Annotated in this window: 9 protein-coding genes; 2 read left to right on the top strand and 7 right to left on the bottom strand. The window is 46.4% G+C overall.

Annotated features, from left to right (window positions below; all coding sequences use genetic code 11):
* The first annotated feature begins 17 nt into the window (after positions 1-17).
* Positions 18-983, top strand: coding sequence for an Hsp33 family molecular chaperone HslO (gene hslO, locus ICN22_RS06945; protein ID WP_216169538.1), 966 nt, complete (start codon positions 18-20; stop codon positions 981-983).
* A gap of 28 nt (positions 984-1,011) precedes the next feature.
* Here hslO and ftsB read toward each other — a convergent pair whose 3' ends face one another.
* The 4 genes from ftsB to pyrG are packed head-to-tail and all read right to left on the bottom strand — an operon-like array spanning position 1,012 to position 5,214.
* On the bottom strand, positions 1,012-1,338 hold the full coding sequence (gene ftsB, locus ICN22_RS06940) for a cell division protein FtsB (protein ID WP_216169537.1): 327 nt from the start codon (positions 1,336-1,338) through the stop codon (positions 1,012-1,014).
* Between the two features lie 21 nt (positions 1,339-1,359).
* Positions 1,360-2,646 carry a phosphopyruvate hydratase gene (gene eno / locus ICN22_RS06935; protein WP_216169536.1) on the bottom strand — a complete coding sequence of 429 codons (1,287 nt, stop codon included), beginning with the start codon at positions 2,644-2,646 and terminating at the stop codon, positions 1,360-1,362.
* Between the two features lie 33 nt (positions 2,647-2,679).
* Entirely contained in the window at positions 2,680-3,543 is an 864-nt protein-coding gene (gene kdsA, locus ICN22_RS06930; protein ID WP_216169535.1) for a 3-deoxy-8-phosphooctulonate synthase, read from the bottom strand.
* Between the two features lie 9 nt (positions 3,544-3,552).
* The gene (pyrG, locus tag ICN22_RS06925; RefSeq protein WP_216169534.1) at positions 3,553-5,214 is read right to left on the bottom strand and encodes a CTP synthase; all 1,662 of its coding nucleotides are present in this window, start codon (positions 5,212-5,214) and stop codon (positions 3,553-3,555) included.
* A 387-nt stretch (positions 5,215-5,601) separates the two neighbouring features.
* Here pyrG and ICN22_RS06920 point away from each other — a divergent pair, with 387 nt between their 5' ends.
* Positions 5,602-8,187, top strand: coding sequence for a bifunctional aconitate hydratase 2/2-methylisocitrate dehydratase (locus tag ICN22_RS06920; RefSeq protein ID WP_216169533.1), 2,586 nt, complete (start codon positions 5,602-5,604; stop codon positions 8,185-8,187).
* Positions 8,188-8,261: 74 nt separating this feature from the next.
* Here ICN22_RS06920 and ICN22_RS06915 read toward each other — a convergent pair whose 3' ends face one another.
* From ICN22_RS06915 to ICN22_RS06905, 3 genes are read right to left on the bottom strand one after another with little or no spacing between them, the layout of a single operon-like run.
* Positions 8,262-9,038, bottom strand: a complete 777-nt coding sequence (locus ICN22_RS06915; RefSeq protein WP_255533888.1) for a spermine/spermidine synthase domain-containing protein — start codon at positions 9,036-9,038, stop codon at positions 8,262-8,264.
* Between the two features lie 4 nt (positions 9,039-9,042).
* Positions 9,043-13,077 (bottom strand): phosphoribosylformylglycinamidine synthase, encoded by a 4,035-nt coding sequence (purL, locus tag ICN22_RS06910; RefSeq protein WP_216169532.1) that lies wholly within the window; start codon positions 13,075-13,077, stop codon positions 9,043-9,045.
* Between the two features lie 21 nt (positions 13,078-13,098).
* Entirely contained in the window at positions 13,099-13,779 is a 681-nt protein-coding gene (locus ICN22_RS06905; RefSeq protein WP_216169531.1) for an ABC transporter ATP-binding protein, read from the bottom strand.
* Between the last annotated feature and the right edge of the window lies 1 nt (position 13,780).

Below are 13,780 nucleotides of genomic sequence, written 5' to 3'. Positions count from 1 at the left end.
AGTGGATACTTTCACCTATGAACGAATTACTTGTATTTATATGTGATGGTGCCCCGGTCCGCGGCGAGATTGTTTCCATAAGCAGTGCTTGGCAGGCCGTATTAGAGCGTCGTAATGACCCCCCCGAAGTCAAGCGAATCCTAGGTGACTTTGTGGCTGCAGCCACCCTGTTAAGCGCAAGCCTCAAATTTGATGGGACGCTGATTATTCAGGCTCAAAGTAAAGGCCCTATTCAGCTTCTCGTGGTGGAATGCAAGTCCGACCTGACCATGCGAGCTACTGTAAAGCTATCTGTAGACGCTGCCAGCATTGATCCCGACGCCACTCTAGGTGAATTGCTAGATGCAAACAATACTGGGCGTCTAGTCATCACCCTAGACCCATCTGACCGTCAACCTGGTCAAGCGCCCTACCAAGGGATAGTAGCCCTTCAAGAGCACCGCGGCACCGTCATTAAGCCCGTTACCAGCGCTGCCGAAGCGATTGCTCTATACATGCAAAACTCAGAGCAATTGGATACCCGCATTTGGCTAGCATCCAATGACACCCATGTCGGCGGATTGCTGTTGCAGCGCTTGCCAGATTCAGGGGGTCATGCCCATCTTGATCCTCAACTTGCGGCTGAAGGCTGGGCCCGAATTCAGACACTGGGTGAAACGATTACCAATGAAGAATTACTCACGCTTTCGCCGGACACTATCCTGCGCCGTCTCTTTTTAGAGGAATCCACAGAAAGTGGTGTCAGAAGCTTTCCGCCTCGCCCTGTTCGCTTTAGTTGCCGCTGTTCACGCACCAAGGTGGCCGATATTCTGAGAATGCTTGGTGAAGAAGAAGTTGAAAGTATTCTTGCAGAGCAAGGCGCCGTTGAAACTGAGTGTGATTTTTGTGCAAAGGCCTACTGCTTTGATGCCGTTGATTGTAGGCAGGTCTTTAAAACAGATTTATTGGCAGATGCTACAAGACCACCCTCTAGCGGGCATTAGGCGATCTTAAGGCTTAGTTACCGCTTAGTTACTGCTTCGTTGCAGTTGGCTTTACGCCATCTGCAGCATTCGAGGCAGATTTTTCGTTTGGAAGGATTTGTACGAAGAACTCTCCCTCCTTAAGCATGCCGTGCTCCACCCTAGCCCGCTCTTCAATTGCGCGGGTACCATCTTTTAAATCTTTAACGTCGCCAGTGAGCTTGGCATTACGCAAGTTCAGCAGGCTGTTTTTAGCCTGCTGTAACTCAAGCTGCTTCTCCATCTCGTATACCTTTAGCCATCCACCCTTACCCAACCAAAGTGGGTACTGTATTGCAATCAGCAATAACAGCATCGAGTAGATGACAATGCGCATGAGCTAAAGGATAACTAGTAATTAGCGTTTGAGGTTATAGAAAACAGACTTACCTAGGTAGGTAGCAACATCACCCAAATCTTCTTCAATGCGCAGCAATTGGTTGTACTTGGCAATCCGATCAGAGCGAGACAAGGAGCCGGTCTTAATTTGGCCAGCGTTCGTACCAACAGCAATATCAGCAATGGTGTTGTCTTCTGTTTCACCAGAGCGATGCGAAATGACTGCCGTGTAATTGGCGCGCTTCGCCATTTCAATCGCAGCAAAGGTCTCAGTTAGGGTGCCAATTTGATTAATCTTGATCAAGATGGAATTAGCAATACCCTTCTCAATCCCTTCCTTGAGAATACGAGTATTAGTCACGAAAAGATCATCACCAACCAATTGGATTTTCTTGCCCAATTTTTGAGTAATGTCCGCCCATCCATCCCAGTCGCTTTCATGCATACCATCCTCAATCGATACGATTGGAAATTGATCAGCCAAGTTACCAAGGTAGTCTGAGAATTCGCTTGAAGAAAGTTGCAAGCCCTCGCCCGCCAAGTGATACTTACCATCTTTATAGAATTCACTAGCAGCGCAATCCAAAGCTAGCAAGACATCTTCACCAGCTTGGTAGCCAGCACCTTCAATTGCCTTCATAATGGTTTGTAAGCACTCTTGATTGCTCTTGAAATTAGGTGCAAAGCCACCCTCATCTCCAACAGTGGTTGGCATGCCTTGGGCACCCAGAATCTTTTTCAATTCATGGAAGATTTCAGCGCCACAGCGAAGTGCCTCACGGAAGCTTTGAGCCCCCACTGGCATCACCATAAATTCTTGTATATCTAAGCTGTTATTTGCGTGAGCACCGCCATTGACAATATTCATCATGGGGACCGGCAATTGCATACCGCCAGATCCACCAAAGTAACGATACAAAGGCAAGCCAGCTTCTTCTGCAGCAGCCCGCGCTACTGCCATAGAAACAGCCAAGGTTGCATTAGCACCTAAGCGCGCTTTGTTATGTGTCCCGTCTAGTTCGATCAAGGTGTGATCAAGGAATGCTTGTTCGCTAGCATCAAGACCTAGGATAGATTCAGCAATCTCAATATTAATATTTTGTACAGCCTTGAGAACGCCCTTACCCAAGTAACGCGCTTGATCCCCGTCACGTAGCTCAATCGCTTCCCGCGAACCAGTTGATGCACCTGAAGGCACTGCAGCTCGCCCCATCACACCCGATTCAAGCAAGACATCGCATTCCACTGTGGGGTTGCCGCGTGAATCTAAAACTTCTCTACCGATGATGTCAACAATGGCGCTCATGCACCTTCTCCTAAATTAAATGAATATGGGGTGTTATTTAAAGCTGTCTTCTAAAAATGATCCAGGCTTCTTCACAACAGAGTCAATTGCTACTAAAGACTCAAGTAATTCTTTCATGCGATTCAATGGCACAGCATTTGGGCCATCAGAAAGTGCTTTGGCTGGATCCGGGTGCGTCTCCATAAATAAACCACTGATGCCTACTGCAACAGCAGCACGTGCTAGAACGGGAACAAATTCGCGTTGGCCGCCACTGGTATTGCCTTGGCCACCAGGAAGTTGCACTGAATGCGTCGCATCAAACACAACTGGTGCTTTTGCTTCACGCAAAATAGCCAAACTACGCATATCAGAAACTAAGTTGTTGTAGCCAAATGAAGCGCCGCGCTCACAAACCATAAATTGATCTGGCAGATTGACTTCCTTGGCTGCTGCACGTGCTTTATCGATGACGTTAAGCATTTCATGGGGGGATAAAAATTGCCCCTTCTTGAAATTCACTGGCTTGCCACTTTGAGCGCAAGCGTGTATGAAATCCGTTTGCCTGCACAAGAAAGCTGGAGTCTGAAGCACATCCACTACTTTAGATACGGGCTCAATTTCACTAATGTCATGGATGTCGGTCAAGACCGGCACACCGATCTCGCGCTTCACCCGTGTCAGAATCTCCAAACCCTTTTCCATGCCCAAGCCACGGAAAGAAGTTCCAGAGGAGCGATTGGCTTTATCAAAAGAAGACTTATAGATAAATGGAATACCCAGTGCAGCGGTAATCTCTTTAAGCTCACCTGCGATATCCAAGGCAGACTGCTCAGACTCAATGACGCAAGGACCCGCAATCAAAAAGAAGCGATGGTCTAAGCCAACATCAAAACCACATAACTTAAATGCACTCAAGTGTTTCTCCTAGGCAGCTTGTTTTTGAGTTACGGCTTGATGAACTAATGACGCCTCAATAAACGCAGAAAATAATGGGTGCCCATCACGTGGAGTTGAGGTGAACTCTGGATGAAACTGCACACCAAAGAACCAAGGGTGCATAGCACTTGGTAATTCCATCATTTCAGGCAATAACTCATTTGGAGTTCTAGCAGAAATAATAAGGCCAGACTTCTCAAGACGAGGAACATAAATATTATTGACTTCATAGCGATGACGGTGACGTTCATTTACCTCATTACCGTAGATCTCATGAGCTAATGTACCCGCCTTAACAGGACAGCGCTGTGAACCAAGGCGCATTGTTCCACCGAGATCAGAATCATTGCTACGCTTCTCAACCCGACCTTCGCGATCAACCCACTCTGTAATCAGAGCAACGACTGGATTTTCAGTCTCCGGGTCAAACTCAGTGCTGTTAGCCTGAATAATGTTGGCAACATGGCGCGCAAATTCGATCACAGCCAATTGCATGCCTAAACAAATACCTAGATATGGGATATTGTTTTCACGGGCATAACGAATGGCAGCAATCTTTCCTTCGGTACCGCGCTTACCAAATCCGCCTGGCACCAAAATGGCATCTAAATTTTGCAGGCAATCGATACCATCTTTTTCAATCACTTCAGAATCAATGTAGTTGATATTGACGCGAGTGTGATTATGAATTCCAGCATGACGCAAAGCTTCGATCAATGACTTATAAGATTCAGTTAACTCAACGTACTTACCAACCATGCCAATGGTGACATCATGTTGCGGGTTGGCTAACTCATAAACCAAGTTTGCCCAAACGGATAGATCAGCAGGTTTAGCCTCAATATCCAATTCGCGACAAATCAAGTCATCCATGCCTTGCGCTTGCAGCATTTCTGGAATCTTGTAGATAGTGTCAACATCCCAAACTGAGATTACTGCCTCTTCACGCACATTGGAGAAAAGAGAAATCTTAGCGCGCTCATCTTCTGGAATGGGACGATCTGCACGGCATAACAGTACAGTCGGCATGATGCCGATTTCACGTAACTTCTGTACTGAGTGTTGGGTAGGCTTCGTTTTTAATTCACCAGCGCTACTCAGATAAGGCACCAGAGTAAGGTGGATAAAGGCACAGCTATGCCTTGGAAGACGAATGCTCATTTGTCGAGCGGCCTCTAAAAATGGTAGCGACTCGATGTCACCAACAGTGCCGCCGATCTCACAAATTGCAATATCAGCCTGACCATCGTGACTTGCTTTAGCGCCCCGCTCTATAAAAGCCTGTATCTCATTCGTAATATGCGGAATTACCTGAACAGTTTTACCTAGATACTCGCCACGCCGTTCTTTACTGATAACAGACTCATAGATCTGTCCAGTTGTGAAGTTATTGCTCTTACGCATCTTCGCGGAAACAAAGCGCTCGTAGTGCCCAAGATCCAGGTCGGTTTCAGCGCCATCTTCGGTAACAAAGACTTCGCCATGTTGAAGCGGGCTCATTGTCCCTGGGTCAACATTGATATAAGGATCTAATTTTAGGAGGGTGACTTTCAGGCCGCGAGATTCGAGAATCGCGGCAAGCGAGGCAGCTGCGATTCCTTTCCCTAAAGAAGAAACCACACCACCAGTGACAAAAACGTATTTGGTCATCGCTTAAGCTCTGTTGGAAAAAGTAATTATAACGATAGCGACTGAATCATTAAAAATTCCTTAGATACTCAATGAATCAGGGTGCTGATGGCTATCATTTAGACAGTAGCCCTTTTTAGATTTGTATTTTTTGTAATGTGGAATGGTTTGCCCTCTCTAAAAATCGCCCTTGTATTTAAGTACACCCTTTTTTTCGATGCCATTAAGCTCAACAACAATGCGTGGAATGTCTAAGTTGATGAGAAATTGCCTAAATTTTAAGCAATTAAGGATATTTTTGATGATTAAGTCTTATATAAGACATGAATTAGCAATTACAATAGACTGAAAAAGGGACACCCCCTGCTTAGTCATACTGTTGATAACACTCACCCAATAGGAAATACGATGCTAGAAGCCTACAACGCTCAAGTCGCCGAACGCGCAGCCCTGGGAATTCCAGCCCTCCCCTTGTCTAAAGATCAGACTGCTGAATTAGTAGGTTTGCTCAAAAATCCACCAAAGGGTACAGAGTCCGAATTAGTCGAGCTGATTACTCATCGAGTGCCCGCTGGTGTTGATGAGGCAGCGAAGGTAAAGGCGGAGTTTTTGGATGCCATCGCTAAAGGGACAGAGAAGTCCCCTTTGATTACACGTATTAAGGCAACTGAACTCTTGGGCACCATGCTGGGGGGTTACAACATTAAGCCTTTAGTCGAGTTGTTGTCAGATGCTGAGTGCGCGGAAGTTGCAGCAAATGAGCTAAAAAAGACTTTATTGATGTTTGACTACTTCCATGATGTTCAGGAATTGGCAGAAAAAGGCAATGCGCAGGCTAAGGCAGTGATGCAAAGCTGGGCAGATGCTGAATGGTTTACAAGTCGCACGGCTGTTCCAGAAAGCATGAAGCTCACCGTATTTAAAGTGACTGGTGAAACCAATACCGATGATCTGTCCCCTGCCCCTGATGCATGGAGCCGTCCAGATATTCCATTACACGCAACCATCATGTTGAAAAACCCACGTCCAGGCATTGAGCCAGATGAGGTTGGTGTGCGTGGTCCGATGAAACAAATTGAAGCTCTCCAGAAGAAAGGCAATCAAATTGCCTATGTGGGCGACGTAGTGGGAACTGGATCCTCACGTAAATCCGCAACGAACTCCGTGTTATGGTGGACCGGCAAAGATATTCCCTTTGTTCCAAACAAGCGCTTCGGCGGTGTTTGCTTAGGCAATAAGATCGCCCCGATCTTTTTTAACACGATGGAAGACGCTGGTGCATTGCCAGTAGAGCTCGATGTTTCTGATATGAATATGGGCGACGAAATTGAGCTTCGTCCATACGAAGGCAAGGCATTTAAAAACGGTAAAGAAATTGCTTCTTTCTCATTGAAGTCACCAGTCATTCTGGATGAAGTTCGTGCAGGCGGACGCATTCCTTTGATCGTCGGACGCGGCCTTACAGCTAAAGCACGTGCAGCCCTAGGTTTGCCGGCCTCAACAGAATTCCGTATTCCAGTTAGCCCACCTGATAACAAAAAAGGCTTTAGCTTGGCACAGAAGATGGTCGGTCGTGCGTGTGGCCTACCTGAGGGTCAAGGTGTTCGCCCAGGTACTTATTGTGAGCCACACATGACTACCGTAGGTTCACAAGACACTACTGGCCCAATGACCCGCGATGAATTAAAAGACCTTGCTTGCCTAGGCTTCTCCGCTGACTTAGTCATGCAATCTTTCTGTCACACCTCCGCTTATCCAAAGCCAGTAGACATTCGTACTCACCATGAATTACCAGCGTTTATGACCAACCGTGGTGGCGTTTCTTTACGCCCGGGTGATGGTGTGATTCATAGCTGGTTAAATCGTCTGCTCATGCCAGATACTTGTGGCACTGGTGGCGATAGCCATACTCGCTTTCCCATTGGGATCTCCTTCCCTGCCGGCTCTGGCTTAGTTGCTTTTGCTGCCGCCACTGGTGTAATGCCTTTGGATATGCCTGAGTCTGTATTGATACGCTTTAAGGGCAAGATGCAGCCCGGAATTACTTTGCGCGATATGGTCAATGCCATTCCTTTGTACGCAATCAAAAAAGGTTTACTAACGGTTGAAAAGCAAGGTAAAAAAAATATTTTCTCTGGCCGTATTTTAGAAATTGAAGGTTTGCCTGACCTGAAGGTTGAGCAAGCATTTGAATTATCAGACGCATCGGCTGAACGTTCTGCTGGCGGTTGTGCTGTTCAATTAAACAAAGAGCCAATTATTGAATACATGCGCTCCAACATCACTTTAATGAAGTGGATGATCGCCAATGGCTACGAAGATAAGCGCACCTTAGGTCGTCGCATCAAAGCAATGGAAGCTTGGATTGCTAAGCCTGAGTTGCTCAAGGCTGATGCTAATGCAGACTATGCTGAGATTATCGAAATCGATATGAGCGAGATTAAAGAGCCGATCTTGGCTTGTCCTAACGACCCAGATGATGTGAAGTTCTTATCCGAAGTCTCTGGCGAGAAAATCGACGAAGTATTTATCGGTTCTTGCATGACAAACATTGGTCACTTCCGCGCCGCAGGTCAGGTTCTTCAGGGCAAAAAAGACATGCCTACACGCCTATGGATTGCGCCACCAACTAAGATGGATCAAATGATTCTGACTGAAGAGGGTTACTACGGCATTCTGGGCGCTACTGGTGCTCGTATGGAAACTCCGGGTTGCTCACTCTGTATGGGTAACCAGGCGCAGATCCGTAAAGGCTCAACTGCAGTTTCTACCTCGACCCGTAATTTTCCGAATCGTTTAGGTATTGATACTCGAGTCTATCTAGCTTCTGCTGAGCTTTCAGCTGTTGCTGCACTCTTGGGTCGTCTGCCAACTCCGAAAGAGTATTTCGAGCAAGTGGAGTCCTTGAATGCTAAGTCTGGCGAAGTCTATAAGTACATGAACTTCGACAAGATTAAGTCATTTAGCGATGTTGCTGACACAGTCACAATTTAAGTCAAATCAACCCTGAATCTGAGGGCAACAAAAAAGGCGATCAACTGATCGCCTTTTTCCTTATCTAATTTTCCTTAGATGAAAAGCTTATTTTCTTGATGCGCATTTTCACGATTTAATCCAGATACCCAGGTATTGGTTGGTAAGTCCGTTTTTTGCATAATCAGCTTGGCGCGCTGTGAGACCTCTTTCCACTCGACATCGAGTTGTGGACCCTTGAAAGCGATTGCTACAAGATTGCAATCATGTGATTCCGGAAATAATAGCACTCGGTTATCAAATGCTTCACAAATGTTGTTGAGATTAATATTAAAACTCTTATGGCGAGAGAATAAATTCACTGTTAATACGCCAGGCGATTTGAGGATATCAAAACAGCCCTTATAAAAATCTAAGGAGCTCGCAGATGGGCCGTCACAAATTGCATCGTAGAGGTCTACTTGAACTGCATCAAAGTGATTTTGATATTTAGCGTTCTTCACAAACGCTTTTGCATCAAGCTGAAGAGTCTCAAGACGCCGATCATCAGACGGCGTGAAAAACATACTTCTAGCAGCAACAATCACGGCGGGATTAAGCTCGACGACCGTGGTCTTGACCGCGGGACAATAGCGATGTGCAAACTTAGTCAGGGCGCCGGTGCCAAGGCCAAGTTGAGCAATACGCATACCTGGCTTGGTCTCTAGAAACAATAACCAGGCCATCATCTGCTGGTTATATTCAAGATAAATCTCATCCGGGTCGCGGATGCGCATGGCACCTTGAATCAGCTCACTACCAAAATGCAAATAACGAATGCCACCACTTTCAGAAAACGTCACTGGCTCCATAGCCATGGATATATCTGACATTAAATTATTTGGTCCAGACTCTGGCATTACGGAACAGGCGCATCCAAGGACTCGCTCCATCGGGATTATCCAGCCATTTCTTTGGTGCCCAACTCATTTGTACGGACCTGAACACTCGCTCTGGATGCGGCATCATCACGGTAAATCGTCCATCCGGAGTAGTAACTCCTGTCAGGCCTCCAGGCGAACCATTCGGGTTCATTGGATAGATTTCGGTTGGGCTGCCTTGGTGATCTACAAATCGTAGTGCAGCCAATCCTTGTTTCTGCAAAACCTCTAAGTTACCCTGCTGGCTAAAATTTGCAAAACCTTCGCCATGCGCAATAGCAATCGGCAACTGACTACCTGTCATGCCTTGCGTAAAGATTGAAGGTGAAGCTATTACCTCAGCCATGACCAAGCGAGCTTCATATTGCTCAGACTGGTTGCGTGTGAATTTAGGCCAAGCTTGTGCACCTGGAATAATTCCAGCCAGATTGCTCATCATTTGGCAACCGTTACAAACGCCTAGCGCAAAGCTATCCTGGCGGCCAAAAAATGCAGTGAACTGATCACGTAATTGAGTGTTAAATAAAATAGTCTTAGCCCAACCTTCACCTGCACCCAATACATCTCCGTAGCTAAATCCACCGCAGGCAATCAGACCACGGAAATTATCTAACTTGGATTTACCAGAGAGTAAATCTGACATGTGCACGTCATAGCTATCAAAACCAGCCCAGCTCATAGCGTATGCCATCTCCACATGGGAGTTAACGCCCTGCTCTCGCAAAATAGCGACTTTAGGTCGCGCATTTTGATTAATGAATGGCGCCGTCACATCATCCGTAATATCAAACGTTAACTTGGGAGACATTCCTGTATCAGTAATATTATCAATTAGTGAAAACTCACTATCAGCACAGTCTGGGTTATCACGTAAGCGCGCAATCTGATAGCTGGTGTTAGACCACATCTTTTGAAGTACTTCACGTGGTTCTGCAAAAATATTCTTAGCATCACGCCAAATTTCAATGCGGCCATTAGTGTTTGGCTTTGCAATCACATGACTGTAAGCGCCGAGATTTAACTTTCGTAGAACGGCAAATACGGCATCACGATCTACTTTACGAATCTGAATCACCGCGCCAAGCTCTTCGTTAAATAGGGCGCGTATGGTCTGTTCATGACGTAGTCCAGAAACTTGCTCTGCCCAATTCTTAGCATCACCCCAATCAGCCTCTTGCCCAACATCTACAGCAATCATGTCGACATTGATGGAAATGCCAGTATGTGATGCAAAAGCCATTTCTGCGATACAGGCTAATAAACCACCATCAGAACGATCGTGATATGCCAGCAATTGATTATCTTTACGCAACTCAATGATTGCTGCGGCCAAAGCCTTGAGATCTTCTGGATGGTCTATGTTAGGGGCTGATTTACCAGATTGATTGAGTACTTGGGCCAGAATACTTCCAGCCATACGATTTTTACCGCGTCCCAAATCAATCAGAATTAATTCAGTATCTAAGGCTTCGCCAGACTCATCTTGGAGTTTGAGCAAAGGCGTTATTGTTTTGCGAACGTCTTGAACTGCCGCAAAAGCAGAGATGATGAGTGAAACTGGGGAAACCACTTTTTTAGCTTGATCACCCTCTTGCCAAGCTGTTGCCATGGATAAGGAGTCTTTGCCAACCGGGATAGAAATTCCTAGCGCCGGACATAAATCCATACCAATCGCTTTAACTGAGTCATATAGCTTTGCGTCCTCACCAGGTGAGCCACAAGCGGCCATCCAGTTAGCAGAGAGCTTCACATCCTCTAAACGATGTATATCTGCAGCCAATAAATTAGTAATGGCTTCACCTACAGCCATTTTGGCGGCAGCTGGTGCATCGATCACGGCTAATGGAGTGCGCTCACCCATCGACATTACTTCACCGTGATAGCCCTTGTAATCCATTAAGGTAACAGCACAATCAGCCACAGGCACTTGCCAAGGACCTACAAAGGGGTCGCGCGCGTTAAGGCCACCGACGGTACGGTCACCGATGGTAATTAAGAATGACTTACTGGCAACCGTAGGCTGTTGTAAAACCCAAGCAATGCATTGCGCAAGATCAGCATCAGTAACATTTAATTCTTCAAATTTTTGAGTAACACGCTTTACATCTCGATGCATACGTGGAGGCTTCCCAAGTAACACCTCCATTGGCATATCAATTGGCATGGCAGCATCACTGCCAGCAACTGCTTTACTATCGCTTAATTGAAGTTGACGCTCTATGGTTGCTTCACCGACTACAGCAAATGGGCAGCGCTCCCGATCACATAAAGACTTGAAAAGCTCAAGATCTTTAGCTTCAATAGCCAGAACATAACGCTCTTGAGATTCATTGCACCAAATTTCTGCAGGGCTCATACCGCTTTCTTCTAGTGGCACCTTACGCAATTGAAATTGCGCACCCAATCCAGCTCCATCTGCAAGTTCAGGGAATGCATTAGATACACCGCCAGCGCCAACGTCATGAATCGAAACAATTGGGTTCTTTGTGCCCATGGCAATGCAAGAGTTAATCACCTCTTGCGCGCGACGTTCCATTTCTGGATTACCGCGCTGGACTGAATCAAAATCCAAATCTGCAGTATTGGTACCAGTTGCAACAGAACTACCTGTTGCGCCACCCATACCAATACGCATGCCAGGACCACCTAATTGGATAAACAAGTGCCCTGCTTTAATTTGTTTCTTTACTGTATGAATAGAATCGATGCTACCAATGCCACCCGCAATCATGATGGGCTTGTGATAACCGCGACGAACACCCTCCAAGGTTTGCTCGAATACACGGAAATAACCACCCAAAATAGGACGTCCGAATTCATTATTAAATGCAGCGCCACCCAATGGACCATCAATCATAATTTGGAGTGGTGTAGCGATACGCTCAGGCTTGCCGTATTTCTCAGCTTCCCATGGTAAATCGGTGCCCGGAATATTGAGGTTGGATACAGTAAAACCAGTCAGACCTGCTTTAGGGCGTCCACCTACACCTGTTGCACCCTCATCTCGAATCTCACCACCAGCACCAGTAGAAGCGCCTTGGTAAGGTGCAATTGCTGTAGGGTGGTTATGCGTCTCCACCTTCATCAAGGTGTGCACAAGGCGCATGTCTTTTTCGTAACGACGATCCTGACCTTTGGCTGACCATGTTTCTGATTCAGCTCCCACCATTACCGCTGAGTTATCCGAGTAGGCAACGATAGTACCTTCAGGCTGAAGTTGATGCGTATTGCGAATCATCGCAAAGAGGGATTTTTCCTGACCATCTCCATCAATCGTCCAACTGGAATTAAATATCTTATGACGGCAATGCTCGCTGTTCGCCTGGGCAAACATAATCAATTCAACATCACTTGGATTACGTTCTAAGCGTATAAAGTTTTCAACTAGATAAAGCACTTCATCTTCAGACAGAGCAAGGCCTAGATCTTGATTAGCTTTATCTAGTGCCGCTCTACCCTCAGCAAGCACGGGGATACGAACAAAAGGTTTATCGGGAAGAGATTGGTACAAAGCGCTTGCTTCATTGATATCGCCAATAACAGCTTCCGTCATCCGATCATGAAGAGCAGCTAGTACGAGCTGATCTTGTTGCGCATTGAGCGATTTTTTACTTTGCCACGCATATTGAACACCACGTTCAATGCGTAAAATGTGAAGGCCACACTGACGAGCGATATCCGTAGCTTTACTAGCCCATGGAGAAACGGTACCGAAGCGGGGAATCGAAATCGTAGATTGTTTGTCAGCAGACTTAGTGAATATAGAGCCACTACTCTCCATTTTTGATACGAAAGGTTGGCTGTAAGTCAGTAGACTTTCGAGCACCTCTCTGTCTTTGGCATTGAGCTCAGACTCAGACCAAATGAAATGAAGGTATTGAGCCTCTATGGACTCAAGTTGAATTCCTTGGGCTGTGAGCGAGGCTAAAAGTCGCTGTTGGCGGAAGGCAGAAAGGGCATTTGCCCCGGGCAAGCAACAGAATGATGACATGCCAAGATTATAAGGTTTTGATTAAGCTAATCGTCCGCCATGCAGGTTCAATTGACGTCCACACCGAGCAGCCAAGGCTGGATCATGAGTGACCAAAACAAGCGTTGAGGAATTCTCCCGATTTAGTTCAAAAAGAAGCTCAATCACCCTATTTCCACTGGCCTCATCTAGGCTTCCGGTGGGCTCATCAGCAAATAGGATAGCCGGCTTATTAATAAAAGCTCGTGCCAGCGCCACACGCTGCTGCTCTCCACCAGAAAGGGTTTTAGGGAAGTGATTAGATCTAGGAGTTAGACCGACCTTTTCTAACCACTCCCGGGCAAACTGGCGAGCTTGAACTTGAGGGTTCCCGGCAATCTCCAGCGGGAGCATCACATTCTCAAGGGCAGTCAAGTGGGGTAAGAGCTGAAAGGATTGAAAGACAAAGCCAACCAACTGACCACGTAAACGTGCCCTGCCATCCTCATCAAGCAAGTTCAAGTTTTGCCCCATAAGGTCAATTTGCCCCGCGCTTGGCAGGTCTAGTCCAGCCAGCAGGCTTAATAAAGTACTTTTTCCAGAGCCCGAGGCCCCAACAATGGCTACGCTTTCGCCTTGCTCTATTTGAAAGCTCAGGTCGTGCAAAATACTCAAGTTGCCATCAGCCGTATTTACCTGCTTGCTTACCCGATCGGCAACAATGGAATTAGACTGTTTGTTCATG

The sequence above is a fragment of the Polynucleobacter bastaniensis genome (genome assembly GCF_018882205.1).
GTDB lineage: Bacteria > Pseudomonadota > Gammaproteobacteria > Burkholderiales > Burkholderiaceae > Polynucleobacter > Polynucleobacter bastaniensis.
Note: the sequence above shows the minus strand (reverse complement) of the source record. Positions and strands in the feature narration are given on the sequence as shown.

Bases quoted from the DNA above. Each gene is read 5' to 3' on its own strand.
- ftsB (WP_216169537.1), bottom strand. From the start codon at position 1,338: ATGCGCATTGTCATCTACTCGATGCTGTTATTGCTGATTGCAATACAG.
- eno (WP_216169536.1), bottom strand. From the start codon at position 2,646: ATGAGCGCCATTGTTGACATCATCGGTAGAGAAGTTTTAGATTCACGC.
- purL (WP_216169532.1), bottom strand. From the start codon at position 13,077: ATGTCATCATTCTGTTGCTTGCCCGGGGCAAATGCCCTTTCTGCCTTC.
- pyrG (WP_216169534.1), bottom strand. From the start codon at position 5,214: ATGACCAAATACGTTTTTGTCACTGGTGGTGTGGTTTCTTCTTTAGGG.
- ICN22_RS06920 (WP_216169533.1), top strand. From the start codon at position 5,602: ATGCTAGAAGCCTACAACGCTCAAGTCGCCGAACGCGCAGCCCTGGGA.
- hslO (WP_216169538.1), top strand. From the start codon at position 18: ATGAACGAATTACTTGTATTTATATGTGATGGTGCCCCGGTCCGCGGC.
- ICN22_RS06905 (WP_216169531.1), bottom strand. From the start codon at position 13,779: ATGAACAAACAGTCTAATTCCATTGTTGCCGATCGGGTAAGCAAGCAG.
- ICN22_RS06915 (WP_255533888.1), bottom strand. From the start codon at position 9,038: ATGTCAGATATATCCATGGCTATGGAGCCAGTGACGTTTTCTGAAAGT.